The 21,217-nt window shown below is 45.2% G+C and carries 16 protein-coding genes; 7 read left to right on the plus strand and 9 right to left on the minus strand.

From position 1 onward, the window contains the following. Nucleotides 1-231: 231 nt before the first annotated feature. Nucleotides 232-720: a TIGR00725 family protein gene (locus DSM107010_RS24905; RefSeq protein WP_015154141.1), complete on the plus strand. Its 489-nt coding sequence runs from the start codon at nt 232-234 to the stop codon at nt 718-720. A gap of 46 nt (nt 721-766) precedes the next feature. On the opposite strand, the gene DSM107010_RS24910 is transcribed toward DSM107010_RS24905, so the two are convergent. The 3 genes from DSM107010_RS24910 to rpmG form a co-directional block, all read right to left on the minus strand. Then, nucleotides 767-2,824 (minus strand): ribonuclease catalytic domain-containing protein, encoded by a 2,058-nt coding sequence (locus DSM107010_RS24910; RefSeq protein ID WP_106216051.1) that lies wholly within the window; start codon nt 2,822-2,824, stop codon nt 767-769. A gap of 196 nt (nt 2,825-3,020) precedes the next feature. Next, nucleotides 3,021-3,236, minus strand: a complete 216-nt coding sequence (gene rpsR / locus DSM107010_RS24915; protein ID WP_015154143.1) for a 30S ribosomal protein S18 — start codon at nt 3,234-3,236, stop codon at nt 3,021-3,023. Nucleotides 3,237-3,238: 2 nt separating this feature from the next. Further along, a complete protein-coding gene (gene rpmG, locus DSM107010_RS24920) occupies nt 3,239-3,433 on the minus strand; it encodes a 50S ribosomal protein L33 (RefSeq protein ID WP_015154144.1) in 195 nt (64 codons plus the stop codon). A 199-nt stretch (nt 3,434-3,632) separates the two neighbouring features. On the opposite strand from rpmG, the gene DSM107010_RS24925 reads away from it, so the two are divergent. After that, entirely contained in the window at nt 3,633-4,898 is a 1,266-nt protein-coding gene (locus DSM107010_RS24925) for a molybdopterin molybdotransferase MoeA (RefSeq protein WP_106167011.1), read from the plus strand. A gap of 103 nt (nt 4,899-5,001) precedes the next feature. Here DSM107010_RS24925 and DSM107010_RS24930 read toward each other — a convergent pair whose 3' ends face one another. Beyond that, nucleotides 5,002-7,323 carry a metallophosphoesterase family protein gene (locus tag DSM107010_RS24930; protein ID WP_106167010.1) on the minus strand — a complete coding sequence of 774 codons (2,322 nt, stop codon included), beginning with the start codon at nt 7,321-7,323 and terminating at the stop codon, nt 5,002-5,004. Nucleotides 7,324-7,821: 498 nt separating this feature from the next. On the opposite strand from DSM107010_RS24930, the gene DSM107010_RS24935 reads away from it, so the two are divergent. After that, the gene (locus DSM107010_RS24935) at nt 7,822-8,973 is read left to right on the plus strand and encodes a pyridoxal-phosphate-dependent aminotransferase family protein (protein ID WP_106167009.1); all 1,152 of its coding nucleotides are present in this window, start codon (nt 7,822-7,824) and stop codon (nt 8,971-8,973) included. Between the two features lie 232 nt (nt 8,974-9,205). Here the strand turns inward: DSM107010_RS24935 and DSM107010_RS24940 are convergent, their stop codons facing one another. The 3 genes from DSM107010_RS24940 to DSM107010_RS24950 all read right to left on the minus strand — a co-directional run bounded on the left by DSM107010_RS24940 (nt 9,206) and on the right by DSM107010_RS24950 (nt 11,295). Then, nucleotides 9,206-9,436: a DUF2949 domain-containing protein gene (locus DSM107010_RS24940; protein ID WP_015154149.1), complete on the minus strand. Its 231-nt coding sequence runs from the start codon at nt 9,434-9,436 to the stop codon at nt 9,206-9,208. Between the two features lie 341 nt (nt 9,437-9,777). Continuing rightward, a complete protein-coding gene (locus DSM107010_RS24945) occupies nt 9,778-11,013 on the minus strand; it encodes an AI-2E family transporter (RefSeq protein ID WP_106167008.1) in 1,236 nt (411 codons plus the stop codon). 54 nt (nt 11,014-11,067) lie between these two features. Beyond that, on the minus strand, nt 11,068-11,295 hold the full coding sequence (locus DSM107010_RS24950; RefSeq protein WP_106167007.1) for a hypothetical protein: 228 nt from the start codon (nt 11,293-11,295) through the stop codon (nt 11,068-11,070). 232 nt (nt 11,296-11,527) lie between these two features. Here DSM107010_RS24950 and ftsH point away from each other — a divergent pair, with 232 nt between their 5' ends. Further along, the gene (gene ftsH, locus DSM107010_RS24955) at nt 11,528-13,474 is read left to right on the plus strand and encodes an ATP-dependent zinc metalloprotease FtsH (RefSeq protein WP_015154152.1); all 1,947 of its coding nucleotides are present in this window, start codon (nt 11,528-11,530) and stop codon (nt 13,472-13,474) included. A 210-nt stretch (nt 13,475-13,684) separates the two neighbouring features. Here ftsH and DSM107010_RS24960 read toward each other — a convergent pair whose 3' ends face one another. After that, complete coding sequence (locus DSM107010_RS24960) at nt 13,685-14,449, minus strand: HpcH/HpaI aldolase family protein (protein WP_106167006.1); 765 nt, start codon at nt 14,447-14,449, stop codon at nt 13,685-13,687. A gap of 101 nt (nt 14,450-14,550) precedes the next feature. On the opposite strand from DSM107010_RS24960, the gene sfsA reads away from it, so the two are divergent. Together sfsA and DSM107010_RS24970 are read left to right on the plus strand one after the other, a co-directional pair. Continuing rightward, the gene (gene sfsA / locus DSM107010_RS24965; RefSeq protein WP_015154154.1) at nt 14,551-15,258 is read left to right on the plus strand and encodes a DNA/RNA nuclease SfsA; all 708 of its coding nucleotides are present in this window, start codon (nt 14,551-14,553) and stop codon (nt 15,256-15,258) included. 299 nt (nt 15,259-15,557) lie between these two features. After that, nucleotides 15,558-16,958, plus strand: coding sequence for a tetratricopeptide repeat protein (locus DSM107010_RS24970; RefSeq protein WP_199755727.1), 1,401 nt, complete (start codon nt 15,558-15,560; stop codon nt 16,956-16,958). 144 nt (nt 16,959-17,102) lie between these two features. Here the strand turns inward: DSM107010_RS24970 and DSM107010_RS24975 are convergent, their stop codons facing one another. After that, nucleotides 17,103-18,500, minus strand: coding sequence for a beta-barrel domain-containing protein (locus tag DSM107010_RS24975; protein ID WP_106167004.1), 1,398 nt, complete (start codon nt 18,498-18,500; stop codon nt 17,103-17,105). A gap of 556 nt (nt 18,501-19,056) precedes the next feature. Here DSM107010_RS24975 and DSM107010_RS24980 point away from each other — a divergent pair. Continuing rightward, a complete protein-coding gene (locus DSM107010_RS24980; RefSeq protein WP_127024171.1) occupies nt 19,057-21,201 on the plus strand; it encodes a peptidase domain-containing ABC transporter in 2,145 nt (714 codons plus the stop codon). Nucleotides 21,202-21,217 lie beyond the last annotated feature (16 nt).

Consider the following 21,217-nt stretch of genomic DNA (forward strand, 5'->3'; position numbering starts at 1 on the left):
TTCATGGCGATTGGAACTATCAAATCAATCCAAGAGTAATAACTTAGTTGCTCAAGTTATTTTTACAAGCTGCCTATTAGAAGTCAAAGAGGGAAAATGTAGCTACATTAAGACTTGTAACTGCTGCCTGTAGCCGAATTAAATGTGGAACAACTGCGCGAGAAGCCGATCGAACTCTTAATAAAGTAGATAAGTACGGCAGAAAACAGGAAGCAGAAGGTTGTTGTAATTATGAGAAAAATTGCGATCGGGGTTATGGGAGCTGGAGAAAATGCCACAGTCATAGACTGTACCTCTGCCTATGAATTAGGTAAAGCGATCGCCCAACAAGGATGGGTATTGCTTACTGGTGGGAGAAACGTAGGCGTGATGGACGCGGCTAGTCGGGGAGCAAAATCTGCAAATGGCTTAACAGTTGGAATCTTGCCTGGTAGCGATCGCCATGATGCTTCTGAAGCGGTAGATATCGCGATCGCAACGGGGATGGGAAACGCTCGTAATAATATTAACGTTCTTTCTAGTGATGTTATTATCACCTGCGGTACGGGTGCAGGTACAATATCAGAAATTGCTTTAGCTTTGAAAGCAAATAAGCCAGTGATTCTGTTAAATTCTGAAATAGAAAGTCAAAATTTCTGGCAAAAATTATCAGTAAATAATATTTATTTTGTTAGTAGTGTTGCAGCAGCGATCGCAACTGTCAAGACCCTAATTTTATAGAAAAGGTCAGTTCAAGCGTCGGGTGGGCAATGCCCACCTTACTGCTTCAATTCGCAGCCACAGCCTCAGAATAGGACACTTCTTGAAACTGAATCGTATCTTGACGCGGATCGACGTAGGCAACTTTAATTAAAATTTGTTCGCCCAAGCTGACCCCACGTTTAAATGTCATCGGTAGCTGAAGCCCTAAATCTTCAATCAAGATCAGCGCCAAGCGCGAATCTTCCCGCAGCCACATTAAAACGATTGCCTGCCACACATCCTGAGCGTGGCGGCGCAGGTATTCTAAACCCCAATAACGATTGGTTTGCCTTTCTACTAACGACATCTCTTGAGTCATGGCAAACACAGATTGCATCACTTCACGAAGTGCTTCCGCTGAAAACGGTGGAGTTTCACCCCGTAGGTGTGCCTTGAGTTGAAAATGGGTCAGCAAATCGCTATAGCGACGAATCGGAGAAGTTGCCTGAGTATACATCTCCAAGCCCAAACCAGCATGGCGAGTAGGAGTAATACTCATTTCGCTTTTAGGCATACAACGGCGCATAGCACAGGCACGCACGAAGCCAGCCGGCAGTTGTAATAACTCTTCTTCTGGGGGTAACTCGGGCTGCGGCTGACCGCGAAATGGCAGGGCAAGATTATGTGCTTGACCGTAGCGTCCGGCAACTTCTCCAGCCAAAATCATCATTTCCGCCACCAGTTGGCGGGAGGAAGAATCGTTTAAGACTTCAATTGTAATTTCGTCGTCTTTAACTTTAATCGCGGTTTCTGGCAAACTAATACTAATTGCCCCCTGAGACTGTCGCCACGCTTGACGACAGCGCGCCCAATTAGCGATCGCGGCGATTTCTGGCTCGGCTTGTACGCCCAGATCCAACATCTCATCGACATCTTCATAGGTCAGCCGATAGGTCGGTTTGATTAAACTGGCATGGATGGTATATTCTTGGACTGCTCCTGCTGCATCCAAAATGACACCAAAACTGAGAGCGCAGCAAACCTGACCCTGTATTAAGCTCATGGGTCCCGTCGCCAGTGCCACTGGAAACATGGAACTCATACCTGTTGGTAAGTACATGGTCGTACCGCGCCGCCGCGCTTCTAGATCTAATTCATCCTCTGGTATGAGCCAACGAGTCGGATCGGCAATATGTATCCACAAGCGTTCTCGCCCATCAGCTAAGACTTCCCAGCTTACACCGTCGTCAATTTCGCTCGTACTCTGGTCGTCGATCGTGTAAACTTTCAAATGAGTTAAGTCCAGCCGTTGAGTGTCTGGGTCGGGGGGTGGAAATTCTAACCGCTGCTGCGCCACTGATATAACCTCGGTTGAGAATTCTACGGGGATTTGACTGCGACGCAAGTGAAGGTTTTCATGCGGACTCCACAGACCCAAATCTACCAAAAGTTGAAATGCTGTTACGGGAGTCGCGTTACGCCCCAAAGTACTCATAGTCTCCGTCACGATCGCTGGTGGCGGATAAGCTCGTACGAGGGCATCTGGATTTAATCCCTGACGAGTTCCTTCAACTAAAAGTATTGCATACTTGGCGATCGCATCCAGGCGCTGGCGATCGTATCGCTGCCATTCTACGGCTTCTCCCTTCAACGCTCGTTCGGTACGCAACAGAAATTCCTGCTGTTCTCGCGCTCTTGTTGCTTCTACTTCAAGCTGGTGTTTCCGTTCTGCTACCTGGCTAGCAGAACGAGGCTCGTAAGCATCTCCCTTTTGCTTGAAATATATCTTATCTTCAGAAAGCAAATAGTGAGCGGCATAACACAGAGCTTGGCTCTGGTCGGAGAATAATAAGTTTGCCATCTGTGCTGGAGTGGCGCTTTCTCCCGCTTCTATCAGCAGCTCCCACGCTACCTCTAAGCTAGATGGGTCGAGATAAGGTTGTACTTCTGCTAAAAAGTTGGCAATATCTGAGGGTTTGTAAGACTGACCTCGGATTTCGTAAGTAAATTGGCGCGGGGCAAGGCTGTGGGATTGACCGCGATCGTCTATGACAAACCAACGAGTTTTACCATCTGGACGGTCTACCACTCCCAAACGGCGATCGCCTTGCACCCTAAATTCGACTAGCATTCCTTTGTCAATTGTCATTTGTCAATTGTCATTAGCGATTGACATTTCTACTACTCATTTTCTTTAGTCATTTGTCCTGTATACAAATAAACTAACTATTTGCAAAAATACTCGATTTGTCAATTTAAACGCAGATGAATTGCCCGCAGCTACAAACTCTACCAGCAATCTATCTCTCTACAAATGACAAATGACGCATGACAAGAATTTACCCTTCTGGGTTGATGAAAGGTAACAAAGCCAATAAACGCGCCCGCTTGATAGCTACAGTTAAATCTCTCTGTTGCTTAGCGGTTAAGCCTGTGAGCCGACGGGGAAGAATTTTGCCCCGTTCGGTAATAAACTTCCGCAGCAAATCGACATCTTTGTAGTCTATGGGGTCTTGAGGCTTAATCGGAGATAAACGACGACGGTAGAAACTCATGCTTACTTAATTTCCTTGTGGACGGTGTGACGATTGCAGTGGGTACAGAATTTTTTCAGTTCTAGCCGCGCTGTAGTATTGCGGCGGTTTTTCATTGTCGTATATCGAGACACACCTGCCGATCGCTTGTCTGGATTCGTGCGACATTCAGTGCATTCCAGTGTCACAATAATACGGACACCCTTACCTTTAGCCATAGCTTTTCTAACTCTGGGGTCTTACCAAAATTTAACACAAACGTTTATTATCATATATTTCATCAGGTTTGTGCAAGTCAGTTATCAGTGACTAGTGACTAGTGGCTGGTGACTAGAGAGGAGTTAACCACTAACTACTAGCCGCTAGTCACTCACCAATTACCCATAAACCTTGAATAACAAAGAGGAGTTAAGAACCATGCTGCCAGTCAGCCAAGCGGAGGCAACAATTTTAGACTTGGTGAAACCCCTGGACAAACAACGAGATGCAGAGTTTGTTTCTCTGTTAATTGCCATCGAGCGGATATTGGCAGCACCAGCGATCGGTCATTTAGACTTTCCTCACTGGGATAATTCGGCGATGGATGGCTATGCAGTGCGCTATGAGGACGTACAATATGCTAGTTCACAACAGCCAGTGGTTTTGGAGATAGTTGATGAAATTCCAGCGGGGCGATCGCCACAGCAGTTGATTAAGGCAGGGCAAGCAGCACGAATTTTCACGGGTGCAGTGATGCCAGAAGGGGCTGATACTGTGGTGATGCAGGAACAAACGCAGCGAGAGGGCGATCGCGTCACTATTTTGACAGCTCCTCAACCTCAAGCCTTTGTTCGCCACCAGGCATCCTACTATCAAGCGGGAAAAACCTTATTAGCCCCAGGAACCATGCTGCGGGCGGCTCAAATTGCCGTGCTAGCAGCCGCACAGTGCAATCAATTGAAAGTCTATCGTCGTCCCCGCGTGGCAATTATCTCGACGGGAGATGAACTAGTTCACCCTGAAACTCCATTGGAAATCGGACAACTTGTCGATTCAAATCAGTATGCGTTGACAGCATTAGTGACGCAGACGGGGGCAGAACCAATACCGATGGGTATTGTTCCCGATCGCCCTTTGGTGCTGCAAAAAGCATTTTCTAAAGCGATCGCGACTGCTGATGTGGTGTTATCTTCTGGCGGCGTTTCTGTGGGTGATTATGACTATGTGGAGGAGATCTTAACGGCTTTGGGGGCGGAAATGCACGTTCGAGCTGTGGCGATGAAACCCGGAAAGCCGCTGACAGTGGCGAAGTTTTCTCCTGCTCATGCTACCGAACGGAAGCCAGTTCTATATTTTGGGCTACCAGGTAATCCTGTTTCGGCTTTGGTATGTTTTTGGCGATTCGTTCAACCTGCTTTACGGAAGTTGTCGGGACTGGCTGACAATTGGGGACCGGTTTACGTCAAAGCGCGATCGCGTCAAGATTTGAGTTCTGATGGCAAGCGAGAAACTTATATTTGGGGACAGCTGCATTTGATCGATGGTTATTTTGAGTTTCAGCCCGCTAGCGGTAGTCTTAACTCTGGCAATTTGATTAATTTTGCTCAAGCTAATGGGTTGGCAATAATTCCTGTGGGGCAAACTGCGGTTGCATCTGGGGATGAAGTAAGAGTTTTACAGTTTGGTTTTCCGATCATGAGTTAGGGTGAGTTTAATGTCACGCATCAGCGAAGCGAAGCCCGATAGGGCGTTAGACACAAAGTCGCAAAGAGAGAAGAGCGCGAAGTAGATGGGAGCGGTTGTGAGGTTATGCTTTGTTTGGTAGGGATGGGCGATCTGCGAGATGGCTTTTAAAGCGACTGTAGACGATTTGGGTTGGCTGCCAGGTAGAAAACCAATATATGTCTTGGATGGCTGTGTAGGAATGGCTCGTTTCTGCGAGTTGAAATTGTACTAAAGCTAAATTGTTTCTGCCGATCGCTTCTCGTCCTTCTTGAAGTAGGGGAGATTGCCAAAAACAGAGAAGCTGAAGCCAATGACGCTTGCTGCTGTTTGCTTGTTTTCTCGGTGAAATTAGCCAGGTTACGTCGTTGCCAAAGCTGGGTGTGCGAGCGTTTTGTCGTGGTATCCATTCTAGGGTACAGTTCCAATCAGGGGGATGCGATGGATAGGGATCGGGATCGCGGCGGGATTGTGGCGCTGAAAGTTCGACCATGTTTGGTGGGTTACTCCAACCTTTCCAATGGCGGACTCGTTCTGGAAGCAACCAATCTTTTAAGCGGGTGTGAACGATCCGCGTCAGAGTTTCTTCATTTTTCAAAGCACTGCAAGTTAGCTGTGTCAAAACAGAGTTAGATTCGCCTAAGTTAGATTTACGGGTGAGGCGAACCATCGAGCTGTAGTGAATGTCTCCAGATAAGACGACAACTTGTCGGCGTTGCTCGAATAGGACGATCAAAAGTTGTGCGAGAGCTTCTAAATTGATGTTCCAGGCATCGCCAACATCTGTGGCGAAGACTTTGTTGCGGCGCAATTGCCAATGGTGAATCCAATCGATCGCTTGGAGATGAAATACATTAGTCGGTGCGATCGCAAAGGTAAGTTGAATTTGGGTTGCAGATGCCGATTGTTGCAGAGGTAGGCGCAGTTGTTGCTCGAAGGCAGTCGGACACAGTAGCATGGGTGGCGCGCTGGATTTTTCCTCGATGGGATAACCTCGCCACGTCCGCGTATCTAAGACGATCGTTTCATGACAATGGCTCCTGACTGTATAGTGCCACGCGATCGCTTCTGGATGTCGTTTGAGGATTAATACCGTACCATCCTCTACAAAAGTTGGTAAATTCGTCTGTGCGTCGATGAGGGGCATTCCGACATAACGAGCAATGCGATCGTAGGCAACAGTGTCAGTCCCGCTCGATGACGACCAGTCGGCAGCAGCAGCCAGGAGTTCTGCACCCGCTTGTCCTGCGGTAAATTGCTTGGGTGTGTTGCCCCATGCTTGAAACATTGCATAGGCTAATAGTGCATTTTGTACTGTCCTGCGTCCTAAAGGTCGTCCCAAAACGCGCAAGCACCAAGCACGATTGAGGTTCCAGTCGTCGCTGACATCATGATCGTCAAAAATCGTGTATGTGGGAATATTGGCAAGAGCGCGTCGTACTCTCCATAGTGTATGGATAAATTGCCGCAATGCCCGTGCTTCTCGATCCCAACGACGGCTAATTTGGCGGCGATCGCTAATTTGTTTTCCTGGGGGAATCTGCATCAGCCAGCACGTCGGCGACCAAGCTAGCAAATAGCAAGCATAGTACTCGCCTAAACTCAGTAAGTGACTGTTGACCTTACCACGTTTATTGTGGAGTCCAGCTGTAAAACCCGCGTGAGTAGTGGCAACTTCAGCTCGTCGTCCAAACGGTAGCTGTTGCGGTGTATAGTACTCTATATCATCGGGTTCTCGCCAACCTACAGGTAACTTTTCTTCCCAACCCAAGAGAGCATCGCCCAGAGGACTAGCAACCCACAAAAAAGGTTCGGCAACGTCATCGCCATAGATTTGATCGCCAGTGAGAAACAGTTGGTGGGGACGGTGTTGAGGTTGAGCAGCTCTATCCTCGATTAAGCTGTCAAGAATTGGTAAGGCATCATATCCACCCCCGTGTGGTTTGCGACAGGAACCTTGGACGATGCGTAAATCTTCTAAACGATGCGGTGGCAGAACAAAGGTAGGTTTTTGATGGGCAAAGTAGCTAATGTTGACTCTAGGAAAGTCGAGCGATTGTAAAGCTTGTTGTAAGGTTTTTGGGCTTTGCTGTGGGTCGTCGAACGAAAACTGAAGGTCGTAGGCATAGAGGCGATCGCTATTCAGATTGTTTCCATTAGACTTAGCAGTTACCGCCACCACATGCAGAGACTTTCCCAATGCTACGGTCGGGTATCTCCCTTGCAGTATGCTCGTTCCTAGCACCATACCCTGATTTGCCGTTTCGTAAATCGTCAGCTCTACCTCAGCAGGTTGTTTGAGCGCTACCCACACTGTGACAGATTCGGCAGTTACGTGTCGTAGGATGGGACCTGCCAAGACAATTGGTAATGCTTGTATTAACTTATCCCAAGCTCGATCTGTCATGGCAAATTATTCGCTCGTCAATAGCGGTTTTCAATTGGGTAAAACACGCGATCTGTAGGGGCGCACATCTGTGCGCCCCTGCAAATGTTACGCACTCAGAAGTTTCGTTCTGGATCTACCAAATATACAGACATCTCAGATATATTTGATACCTGCGACCAATAGTATATGTTCAACGTTCTACTTCCTGTCCTCTGCCTCTTGGCTTATCGATCGCTTTTTAGCAGGTTTTCGGCGATCGGGTGATAAAATGAAAGGCTGCCATGATAGGAAAACTCAACCAAACGCCGTAAGAATTCGTAATTCAGCTTATGAATCGTTAAATTTATTCATACAAAAAACCAAGATTCCTCAATTGCAATCGCCAGATTCGTCTATAAGATCGATTTACGAGTTATAAACTACAGATCGCAAACCACAAGTCACGAAATAGAGATCGCGCTTGGATTGACGTGTAGCCAATGGATTCACCTCGATAGATAGTAGGACAAACTTATGATGAACGACAAGTTAATGCTGATGATTCCTGGTCCCACGCCAGTACCGGAAGCAGCGTTACTCGCCCTCGCCAAACATCCCATCGGACACCGCACCAGCGAATTTAGTAACATCTTGGCAGAAGTGACAGCAAATCTAAAATGGCTGCACCAAACCGAGAGTGACGTTTTGATGCTAACAGCCAGCGGCACTGGGGCAGTAGAAGCAGGAATCATTAATTTTCTCAGCCCAGGCGATCGCGTTTTGGTAGGATGCAATGGTAAGTTTGGCGATCGCTGGGGAGAAGTTGCCGAGGCTTACGGTCTTCAAGTCGAGAAAATTACTGCCGAATGGGGACAACCCCTCGATCCCGCAGTATTTGCCCAGAAATTAGCAGCGGATAAAGACAAGCAAATTAAAGCCGTCATTCTCACCCACAGCGAAACTTCTACAGGCGTACTTAACGACTTAGAAGCGATCGTCAGTCACGTTAAGGAACACGGCGAAGCCTTAATGATTCTCGATGCTGTCACCAGCTTGGGTGCGTATAACGTCCCGATGGATGCTTTAGGTATTGATGTTATTGCATCGGGTTCGCAAAAAGGTTATATGATTCCTCCCGGTTTAGGATTTGTTGCTGTTAGCGCTAAGGCTTGGGAAGCTTACAAAACCGCTAAACTACCCAAGTACTATTTAGACTTGGGTAAATATCGGAAATCGACCGCGAAAAATACGACTCCCTTCACGCCGCCAGTGAATTTAATTGTGGCACTGCACGCGACGTTAAAGATGATGAGAGAAGAGGGTTTAGAATCAATTTTTGCTCGTCATCAACGCCTGACTCAAGCGACTCGCGAAGCCGTAAAAGCTTTAAATTTGCCTTTGTTTGCAGCGGATAATTGCGCGAGTCCGGCAATTACATCTGTAGCACCAGATCGAGTCGATGCCGAACAAATTCGCTCGATTTTGAAGAAGAAATTTGACATCGCTCTAGCAGGCGGACAAGACCACTTGAAGGGGAAAATCTTCCGCATCGGACATTTAGGTTTTGTGAGCGATCGCGATATTCTTAGTGCGATCGGTGCTTTAGAAGTCGCTTTACGCGAATTGGGGTATGAAGGTTTCACCCCTGGAGCTGGCGTTGCAGCAGCAGCTCGCGTGTTTGCTTCTTAGTCGTCATTCGTCATTTGTCATTCGTCATTGGCTAGACAACAAATGGCAGATGACAGATGACAACTTAAATCAAAAGAGCGGGTTGATAATTCATCCCGCTCTCTTTGTGTAAGTTTAAATTTATGAGTAAAATTTCTACAACTTCGCCAAAAAAGAAATTTTAGTTTGTGCATTGCTATTTAAAATTTCTACTGTGACACGCTTGAATTTGACTAAATCGTTCATGGTACTGCTACGCTCTTTCCAACCAGTCATAAATTCGATCTAGTTGTTCGAGCGTGACTAAGCCATATTGCCATAAGATCATTGGCAAAGGACCAGGATCTTGTTCTCGATGGCGGGTAGCCATATCAATCGATGCTGCCGAAATTGATAAGTCTTCTTGTAGAAATTGCAGAAACTGCATGTACTTTGCTGGTGACATTTGGACTTCACCTTTTTGTTCCAACTGATTATTAAGCATCAAAGACTAAGTAATGAGTAAGTAGTAGCCAGTCTTTTATCTGTCACTTTTCCCAGACTGTCATGAGTATTCTTACTTAATCAGCAAGCTCTTAGTCTAGGATTTACATTATTGTTGCACAGTTACAAATCGGGGGTGGAATAGAATTGTAGCGCAACTTAAATGATTTTCACTTAACTTAGTGCAATGATTAAAAATAATTTAAACCTCTTCACATTTCAGTTATATTTCTAGAGAAAAAAATTCGTACCTACGAAAAGGAATAGATTCGTCAGCCAAAAGTTGGAATTGAGTGATGAGAAGTGGTGTGTGGTGCGCTCAAGGTGGTACGTGAATTAATTTTAGAGTTTGTTGTTGGATTTTGGATTGCTCCCCTGCTCCCTTGCTCCCTTGCTCCCTTGCTCTTCTGCTGCTCTACTATCTACTCCTGTGGATTCATCTACAATCGCTCGCTCTTGACTAGTTACATCATCTGAATTTGAAAGATTTTCCTTTGTCATACTGGCATCGTGCAACCCGCACAATGAATCGAGTCCAGTAGTATCTTGCTTTCCACCCCACTGCCAGCGGTCTAGTACATCTTCTAACAAGACTTCGCGAAACCAAATTTTGCCTACTACAGTTAGAGGTAGCGCCAGTAATAAACCTAAAAAGCCGAAGAACGTGGCAAAAAATACTTGAGCTAGTAAAGTCACGGCTGGTAGTAAAGATACCTGCTGCGCCATGATATATGGTGTCAAAAAATTACTCTCAATTTGTTGAATCACAAAATAGAGAACGAATACGAGTACGGATTTGATCGGCGTATCTAACAGTGCGATCGCCATAGGTGGAATGACACTGATAGTGGGACCGACGTTGGGAATTAAATTGAGAAACCCTGCTAAAACTCCCAATGCCAAAGCTGCTGGTATTCGCAACACTGATAGTCCCACCATACTCATCAGTGCAACTACGCTCGTGCTAATTAAAGCACCAGTCAGCCATTTGCCTAACGACTCCTCGCATTCGTGTAAAATTCCATCTACCCTACGGCGATAAAATGAAGGAAATAATCTCACAAAACCCTGACGGTAAGCATGGGGATTAGCTAACATCATCCCCGTTAATACTAATACAAGTAAAAACTTGATAATAAATTCTAAAGAGCTAGTTACGAAAGCAAAAGAACCGCCCAAGACGCGCTCAAAGAATGGCTGTGCTTGTTTGCTAAGACTATCTACATTTGGTAAGTATGGAGCTACTTGCTGGGGAACGCGAGTTCCTAATTGCTCTATCCAAATGTTGAATCGATCTAAACCTCTAGGAACCCTGACTGTAAGCTCTTGGAACTGCTCGATAAATGGTGGAACAATTAACCAGAAAAAACCAATAACTCCAGCTAGAAATATACCAACTGATAAGATAACAGCAAGCGATCGCCGCATTCCCGATCGCTGAAATCTTCTGGCTAACCGATTTAAGGCAGTCGATAAAATAACTGCGGCAAATAATAATAAAAGAATTTGGCGAATTTGCCACAGAATATAAATAGAAGCAACGATTGCTAATAAACCGAGCCATTGACCGAGGTTCATTGGTAATAGGTAATAGGTAATGGGTAGTTGGTAGTTGGTAGTTGCTCTCGCTGTTTACCCCTGCTTTTTATGAAATAGATATCGCAAATAGAGCGCGATCGCGATAACGACGGTAGGTAATAATACTATAAATAGTGCTTGGCTTGATGTACCACTCAAAGGCAAGTAAGCACCACCATATTTAATCAGATAAGACAGAACGGCAGAGATAATCATCAGCTCTGCAATAAATACTAACTGTTGTTTCCATCCCTCAAAAGCATTCATATAACTATCTTTCATGAAGTGAGTTGGTATTTGGTATTTGGTATTTGGTAGTTAGTAGTTGGTAGTTGGTAGTTGCTCTTCTACCTCCTGTTTCCTATTCCTTTTCTTCACGCTCTTACTGATAACTGATAACTGACAACTGAAAAAGTTCGGCTGTTGCGATAGATATATGGGGTAGTCACCGAACCAGTTAGAGTGTAGAAAATCTTTACAATACGTACAAAATGATGCATAAAAATTAATCAAAATGCCTGTTGAAACCAATAATAATCGCCAGTTCAAACCGCCTAGAGTCCGGCAGTTTGGTGGCAGTTTACTCATTTTGTTGACTGTTCTATTACTGCTCAACTTTATTGTTCCCAGTTTTGGAGCTAGACAGCCACAAGTTGCTTATAGTGACTTTATTGCACAAGTAGAAGCAAATCGGGTAGATAGAGCTATTGTAGGGGGCGATCGCATTGAGTTTACTCTTAAAGCAGATCCTAACCAACCGGAAAGTAGCCTTCCGGCAAACCAAGTTCTCACGACTACGCCAGTTGCAATTGACTTAGATTTACCTAAGATCCTGCGCGATCACAATGTTAAGTTTACTGCCCCAGCACCCAGTAATAGTGGCTGGATCGGTACTCTTCTTAGTTGGGTTGTACCTCCATTAATTTTCTTTGGGATCTGGGGTTTTCTACTCAACCGTCAAGGTGGCGGCGGTCCCGCAGCTTTAACTGTTGGTAAAAGTAAAGCGCGGATCTACTCTGAAGGTAGTACTGGCGTGAAGTTTACCGATGTAGCCGGGGTTGACGAAGCCAAGGCAGAACTACAAGAAATCGTAGATTTCCTGAAAAATGCGAGTAAATATACCCGTTTAGGTGCGAAAATTCCCAAAGGCGTGCTGTTGGTAGGTCCTCCTGGAACAGGTAAAACTCTGCTAGCAAAAGCGATCGCGGGTGAAGCTGGTGTCCCCTTCTTCAGTATCTCCGGTTCGGAATTTATCGAGCTATTCGTCGGTGTCGGTGCGGCGCGAGTACGCGACATGTTCGTCCAGGCGAAGCAACAATCTCCCTGTATCGTCTTTATTGACGAGTTAGATGCTTTGGGTAAGTCTCGCGGTGGTGCGAATGGTTTCCCTGGTGGTAATGACGAACGAGAACAAACCCTGAACCAGTTACTTACTGAAATGGATGGTTTTGATGCCAATACGGGTGTCATTATCATTGCTGCAACGAACCGTCCTGAAGTCTTAGACCCTGCATTACGTCGTCCTGGTCGTTTTGACCGTCAAGTAGTGGTAGACCGTCCTGATAAAATCGGTCGAGAATCGATTCTTAAAGTTCACGCGAGAAGCGTCAAATTAGCCGAGGATGTCGATCTAGGTACGATCGCTACCCGGACACCCGGTTTTGCTGGTGCTGACTTAGCTAACTTAGTCAACGAGGCGGCGCTGTTAGCGGCACGACAAAATCGCGATGCTGTTACTCAAGCGGATTTTAACGAAGCAATCGAACGAGTTATTGGTGGTTTAGAAAAGCGATCGCGGGTACTCAATGAAACCGAGAAAAAGACGGTTGCTTATCACGAAGTCGGTCACGCGATTATCGCCGCTTTGATGCCAGGTGCGGGTAGAGTCGAGAAAATCTCTGTCGTGCCTCGCGGTGTTGGTGCTTTGGGTTACACTCTCCAGTTACCAGAAGAAGACCGCTTTTTGATGATAGAGGATGAAATTCGCGGTCGAATTGCTACGCTATTGGGCGGGCGATCGGCAGAAGAGTTAATCTTTGGTAAAGTCTCGACTGGTGCGAGTGACGACATTCAAAAAGCTACTGACTTGGCAGAGCGTGCCGTTACCCTGTATGGTATGAGCGATGAATTGGGACCTGTAGCGTTTGAAAAGACTCAGCAAGAGTTTCTCGGTGGATATGGCAATCCTCGCCGTTCTGTCAGTCCGAGAGTCGCCGAGGAGATCGATCGCGAGGTGAAAGAAATAGTTGATGGAGCGCATCACATCGCGCTGGCTACCTTGTCCAATAATAAGGAGTTATTGGAAGAAACAGCTCAGTTGTTATTACACAAAGAAATTCTTGAAGGTGCAGAACTGCGGGAACGACTCAACCGCGCTCAAGCTCCAGCTGATATGGAAGAGTGGTTGCGATCGGGTAAACTACCTCAAGATCAGCCTTTGATGCAATCTGTTTTGGTGTAGATAACAATGTAGAGACGTTACATGTAACGTCTCTACATTGTTATCAGTTAGCGATCGCTCTTTTGGGGGCGATCGTTTTTTATTTGCCTTTGAATGAAATTTAATTCATAGCAATTCTCGATTGCGTGCATGACATTTGTAGGGGCGCACAGCCGTGCGCCCCTACAGATCGTCTGTTTTACCTAATTACAAACCACTATCAATGAAAGTTTACTGCGATCGCACGGCTTTAACCAACGCCTGACAAGCACGCAAGAAAACTCCTACATCTACACCTAAAGCCACAAACTGCACGCCAGTTGCAATCCATTGCTGGGCAATTTCTGGAGTGTCGGCAAATGTCCCCGCTGCTTTGCCAGCCTGACGGATAGTTTCTACTCCAGTCCGCATCAACTCAACGACACGGGGATCTCGTACTTGTCCGGCAATTCCTAAAGATTGCGACAAATCGTAAGGACCGAGAAAGATAACATCAATGTGGGGAACGCTGGCAATTTCTGCTAAGTTATCAATACCTTGTTTGCCTTCGACCTGAACGACAACTAAAGATGTTTCATTTAACTGCTCGATTCTTTGCGTTCCGGCGGCTGTGTAAACCCCGGCACGGGTATAGAGTGACAACCCTCGCGCCCCCAATGGACTGAACTTTGCTCCCCTTACCACTGCTTCTGCATCGGCTTTCGTCTCGATTTGCGGCACTTGTACCCCCGCACTACCAACATCAAGCGCTTTTTGGATCTGGGCTGGATTGTTCTGACTGACACGAATAATTGGTGCTAACTCCACGCAGTCAGCAGCGCGACATAAATCTTCCGCTATTAGAGTATTAAGAGAACCGTGTTCTAAATCAATCACAACAAAATCCAAACCTGCATGTCCGCAAATTTCGATAAATGCCGGATAAGCGCAGTTGGTAAATAATCCCAAGACAACCTCGCCCTGGTGTAATTTGTGTTTGAGTTGGTTTTGATACATAGTGATTAGTGGTAATTGGTAATTGGTAATTTGTCTTTTCTCCTCCAGCCTCCCCAGCTCCCTCAGCTTCCTCAGCTCTTTTCCCCTGCTCCCTTTCTTTTATGCTTTACACCTATCCACCTCTTCATGCTGGAATTTTACTCAAACGCTATAAGCGCTTTCTGGCTGATATTGAGCTGGAAACGGGGGAAGTGGTAACGGCACATTGTGCAAATACTGGTCCGATGACGGGGATTTGTACGCCTGGAAGTCGGGTACTAGTGTCGTATAGCTCGGTTACTACGCGCAAATTACCTTATACTTGGGAGGCGATTGAAGTCAACGACAACGAGCCTACCTGGGTAGTTGTGAATACTGCTTTACCCAATCGTATTGTCAAGCTGGCACTGGCACAAAAACTGTTTCCCGAACTCGGTAGCTATAGCCAAATTCGCTGCGAAGTCCCCTATGGTGCAGATCGGAAAAGTCGCGTAGACTTTTTATTGACTGGCGATCGCCCGATTTATATTGAAGTTAAAAGCACGACATGGGCGCAGCAAAGATTAGCTATGTTCCCTGATACCGAAACGATACGAGGACAAAAGCATTTACGAGAATTGAGCGCGCTTTTGCCTCACGCAAGGGCAGTCATGTTTTATGCTATTAACCGGGGTGACTGTACGCAGTTTGCTCCTGGTGATGCTGCCGATCCAGTCTACGGTCACCTGTTGCGTGAAGCTATGCAACTAGGTTTGGAGGTTTTGCCTTGCCGCTTTGAGGTAACTCCGGTTGGAGTGCGCTATTTGGGTTTGGCAGATCTAAAAATATGAATGTATCGATAATTTGCAGTTAACTCTAACTTGATTGAAATCTATGACTTCATCTTTACAATCTTTCATGGTAATTGATAAATAATAACTACCGAGAACTAATTTTTTGCCTGCTTTTTTTGACTTGCGACCGATAATCAAAATCATCCAAAATTTAAATATTAAAACAGCAAAATTATATGTTTAATTTTTAAATTTATTTGTGAATAGTAAAAAAATATATGTATCTAACTGCTATACGTTCAATTTCAGTTATAGGATACACTTCTAACTTCTAACTTATGACTTCCGAGTTCCTCATGACCGCTACTACTCTAAAACAGACGATCTTACAGCACATGAATCAGCAATCTAGCAGTGCCACCAAGACATTAAATTTATTGAGTATCGGTCAAAGAGGAGTTGGCAAAACAGTGTTTTTGGCTGGCAGCTACATCGAACTGCATTCGGGTTTCACAGCAGAACGCCCGCAAAAATTATGGTTTGATAGCCACAACAGTCAAGAGCAAGAAAAGATTGAAAAAGTTTTGAACTATATTACGCAAACAGGTCAATATCCGCCCCCCACAATGAAAATTGCCAATTTCAACTTTAGTTTGAAGCGTCATGGCTGGTGGAAAACCAAGACTCTCTGCGATTTTAGTTGGTGGGATTTACCAGGGGAATCTTGCGACTTTAATAACCCTAAATATCAAAAACTCGTGTTGAGTTCTCATGGTTGCTGTGCGTTTATTAATGCAGAAGCGTTAGTAAACAATGCTGCTTACCTACCACAACTAACGCAAACGATCGATCAAGTGGCAGCGATCGCCTCTTTAGTCAACCAACATAATATCAAATACGCGATCGCTCTAGTTTTCACCAAATGCGATTTACTTGCCCCAGAACCGTTAAGTCTGCTACAAATTGAGGAAAAAATTCAACCTCTCCTATCTCGTCTAGATGCAGCCAAAACGAACTATCAAAAATTTTACTCTGCCATCCCGCTAGTCACGTTTGCAGGCGTACCCCAACTTAAACCAACTGGTGCAGCTACACCGATTCTATGGCTTGTATCAGAGTTGAAAAGATTGCACCAAACGCAACCTAAACAAGATTTGGGCAGTGGTTTAAAGCAACAGCTACTTTCTCCCGTTGAGCAAACGTTTATTTTCAAACAGATGCTCGGTAGCAAAAGCCTGCCCCTAATCCTATCAGGTATAGGTATCTTAGGAGTTGTAGGAATTGCTGTCACCTCATTGTGGGGCGGAAAACCACTAGCGATCGCACCCAAAGCTGCTTCAGACACAGACAGCAAAATTCAAGCCTACGAGCAACTTCTACAAAACGATCCTGGCAACTTTGATGCCTTAGTCGAGCTAGCAAACCTACGTATCCAACAAGGACAACCAAATTTAGCCATTCCGTTAATGGAAAAACTCGTCAGGCAAGAGCCAGAAAGACTGGAACTCCAATTGAATTTAGCTCAGCTTTACAAACTAACCGAACAACTGCCAAAAGCAGAATCCACTTACGATCGCGTCCTCTTACAAGAAAAAGACAATGTTGCAGCTTTGGTCAATAAAGCCCTGATCCGCGTCGAACAAGGCGATCGACAAACTGCCAATCGCCTCTTTTCACAAGCAGAAAAAGCTGCCCCACCCAATTTGAAAGCCAAAGTTCGCGATATTGCTAAAAATAGCCTTTCGAGTAGGGAGTAGGGAGCCGGAGACAAAATTCAAGATTCAAAATTCAAAATTCACGCATTGGGACAAGGAGGACAAGGAGGACAAGGGAGCGGAGGAGCTGAGGGAGCTGAGGGAGCCACAACCATCAACCATCAACCAACAACCATTAACCATCAACTACCAACTCGTCAGTAACCTTGCCTTTCTGAGTAAAAATTTCAGCACGGTTTCTTCTTGGGCAACAATATCTGCATTAACTTCCATTCCAGGTTTGAGCGAGTAGGTGCGATCGCCTTTGACTAGATAAGGTTTTTCTGGCTGAATCGTGACTTCGTAGTATGGTGAGGCAGTATTGGGTGATTGACTTTGGGGGACGATCGCATCGGCAGAAATCGCCCTTACCGCACCTCGTAGAATACCGTAATCGGGATAAGGATAGGCAGAAATCCGCAACTGCACTCTTCCGGTTTTACAGTCTGCAACTGCCGCTTTCTGGCAGATTTGAATACTACTGATGTCTTGAGCAGCTACTCGCGCTTTAATTGTTAGCGCCGCTTGAGTAGGAGCGATCTGCGCGATCGACTGCCCTACATTTACGACTTGTCCGGGGTTGCGTAACTCCAGTTTCAAGACTTTACCAGCGTCAGGAGTTAAGAGAACGGCTTTTTTCAGCTCGTGCTGGACTTGCTGTAGTTCTCTAGCGGCGTGATCGATCTCATTTTCTAGGGCAAGACGACGTTGACGCAACACCTCTCGGTCTTTATTTAAATTAGCTAGGGAGATCTCGCCCTTAGCTCGCTCTTGGGCAACTTGTTCTGTTGCCATCGCGATCGCTGCACTTGTAGGATTTAGCGCGGCTTTGGCTCCTTTGAGTTTAGCTTCAGCAGCAGCAAATGCTTGTTCTTTTTCTTTAATTTGTAACTGCGTCACCGCTCCTGTATTTGCCAGTTGCTTGAACTGTTCCATCTCGACTTTCGATAACTCTAGTGCTGCTGTTGCTTCTTGTACTTGAGCTTGGGATGTGATTTGTCGATCCTGATATTCCCGTTGATAGCGTTGCAATTGGGCAGTAGCCGCAGCAACATTGCGCTCGATTAAGCCTGACTCAAACTCACGCTGTCTTTTGAGGGATAGTAATTGAGCATCGATTTGAGCCAGTTGTAATTCGTTATTTTTGATACTGCCCGTCACCTGTTGCTGTTTTGTCAAGAGTTGAGCGTTATCGATAATTGCGATCGCCTGTCCTTTTTTGACTGATTGGTTTTCTTTAACCAAAATCTGTTGTATGGAGCCAGCGATCGCGGCTTGGACTATTCTCGTCTCTCCTGCTGGACGGATAGTAGCAGCAGACTTTACCATTGCTTTGTAATGAATCGTAGCAGCCAGAGCCAGCCCTATAGCTACTGTACCTAGTAGCAACAACCCACCTAAAGTCGTCCACAGGCTCACGGGGGGGAGAAACTCATTACTCTGCACTGGGCGTAAGAAAGCAGGATTTGCTTCAGGTGATGGGTTCTTGCGCGTGTCCTGGCGGACTAAACGCAAGACACTGTTTTTATTTGGTTCCGACTGCATTAGCTAGTACTTAAATAGTTTTCCATCGGGCAGAAGAAGGAGGATAGGAGTGGGTGTCAGCTATTTTTTTCACTCCAAATATTGCCAACTTGAAAGTTCATAATTCTTGATTTTTAGCTTGATTTTTCGGCTTAATTTTTCTGACAAAAAGAATTTTTATTTGTGTAATTTGATGCCAAAATTGCTATTGGCAGCAAAATCATAAAGAATTTTGGTTTAAATTGCAACATATTTTTTGTAAGTCTAGAATTTTAAGTATCGCTACTGTACAGCAACTTTATTTGAGTTGTAAATCGATCGAAGATCGATCGGGCAATTGGAGAGCGTTGCCTGCAATTGAGGCAAACAATTAAGCAGTATTGCATTCGTTCTCAAGACATTAAGGTTTATTAATTTGCGATCGCGGCTTTGTGCAGTTGATTACACTATCTGAGTCTTGAGCAAACAAAGTCTTGAGCAAATTCAGACAAATTTTTGATTCTTCTAGACATTTCAACAGAAACGCTTCCATCTGTTTGTCTGAGAAATAGTCAGCTTAATTGTAGAACCAAAAAACGTGAAACAAAAGCTTGTTCTCCAACACAGTGAAGAAGATTGCGGCGCTGCTTGTCTTGCCGCTATTGCTAAATTCTACGGACGACTGCTGAAAATTAATAGTATTAGAGAAGCAGTAGGTACGGGATCGCAAGGGACAACACTGCTAGGTTTGCGCAGAGGTGCAGAAGCTTTAGGCTTTAATGCTCGTTCTGTCAGGGCATCTCCAGAAATTTTGTGGAAGCTACAACAACTCCCCTTACCAGCCATTATTCACTGGAAAGGCAATCACTGGGTAGTTTTGTATGGCAAGCAGGGGAAAAAATACACGATCGCCGATCCAGCGATTGGAATGCGTTATCTGTCGCGCATGGAGTTGCTAGAAGGCTGGACAGATTGGATTTTGCTGCTACTAGAACCCGATCCCGTCCGCTTTTACGCTCAAGTTGGAGAACAAGACAATCGCTTTGAACAGTGGATACAGCGACTTTGGGTATATCGCGCCATTCTTGCCGAAGCTGTTGGGTGCGCGATCGCCGTTGGTTTACTGTCTTTAGCGACTCCGTTTCTCCTCCAAATCTTGACAGATGACGTGCTGATTCGGGGCGATCTTCAACTACTGACATCTGTAGTACTGGCAGTTATCGCACTGAGTTTTGTCAGGCGTGGCTTGGCACTGGTGCAAAGCAATTTGATCGCTCATTTCGCTCAGAGAATAGAACTAGGTTTAATTCTAGAATTTGGACGGCAAATTTTACGATTGCCCCTACTTTACTATGAGTCACGGCGCAGTGGGGAAATTGTTAGTAGACTGCGAGATATTCAAGAAATAAATTTATTGCTCTCGCGAGCTATTATCAGCTTACCAGGAGAGTTATTTGTCGCTATAGTTTCTTTTATTTTCATGCTAATGTATAGTCAAAAACTGACTGTATTTGCTGTATTCTTAGCAGGCGCGATGACTTTATCGACAATTTTATTTTTGCCAAGCTTGCAGCAAAAAACTCGTAAACTATTAGTTACGGAAGCAGAAAATCAAGGAATTTTAGTAGAAACATTCAAGGGAGCGCTAACACTCAAAACAACTGCTGCGGCTCCCCAGTTTTGGGAGGAATATCAAAGTCGTTTCGGTCAATTAGCAAATCTTGCATTTGGGACAATGCAAATCGGTATTGTCAATAATACCTTTTCTGGGCTAGTTGCAGACGTGGGTGGAGTAGCTCTACTTTGGTTTGGCAGTACTTTGGTCATAGGGAAAGAACTCAGTCTCGGTCAGCTACTAGCATTTACTACGTTAAACCGTAATGTAGCTACATTTATCATTTCCTCACTCGATTTTGTCGATGAATTCGCTCGGATTGAAACTGCTAATTCTCGGTTGCAAGAAGTGATTACCCATCCACCAGAAATCAAAGATGAAAAGCAAAAACCTTGGGTAGATATTTCCGATACATCTGATATTGTCTGTTCTAAAATTGAGTTTCATTACCCTGGTAGAACAGATGTCGTGCAAGATTTTTCACTAACTATTCCTGGGGGTCAAGTTGTAGCGCTGATTGGTAAGTCAGGTTGCGGTAAAAGCACGGTAGCTAAACTGATTGCAGGTTTGTATACGCCACAGTCGGGTAACATTCGGATTGGAAGATATAATATTCAAGATATTTCGTTAGACTGCCTGCGACAACAAGCAATTTTAGTACCTCAAGAACCGCATTTTTGGAGTCGTTCGATTATTGAAAACTTTCGGTTAGGAATGCCCCACGTTCGCTTCGATCAAATTGTCAGAGCGTGCGAAATTGCCCAAGCAGATGAGTTTATCGCGAAGTTATCTGATAAGTATCAAACAGTTTTAGGTGAATTTGGCGCGAGTCTCTCTGGCGGACAAAGACAAAGATTGGCGATCGCTCGTGCTATTGTTAACAATCCGCCCATTTTAATTCTCGACGAATCCACGGCAGGGCTAGATCCGGCAAGTGAATCGCAGGTGTTAAATCAGTTGCTTCACCATCGTCGCGGCAAAACCACAATTTTGATCAGCCATCGTCCTCGCGTAATTAATTTAGCTGACTGGGTTATCTTCCTGCGCCAGGGGAGAATGTATGCTCAGGGAACGATCGCAGAATTGCAAGCGCACCCTGGAGAGCATATAGAATTTTTGCATCCGTAAACAATCCATAACAATC

This window comes from Chroococcidiopsis cubana SAG 39.79, from assembly GCF_003991895.1.
GTDB classification, from domain to species: domain Bacteria; phylum Cyanobacteriota; class Cyanobacteriia; order Cyanobacteriales; family Chroococcidiopsidaceae; genus Chroococcidiopsis; species Chroococcidiopsis thermalis.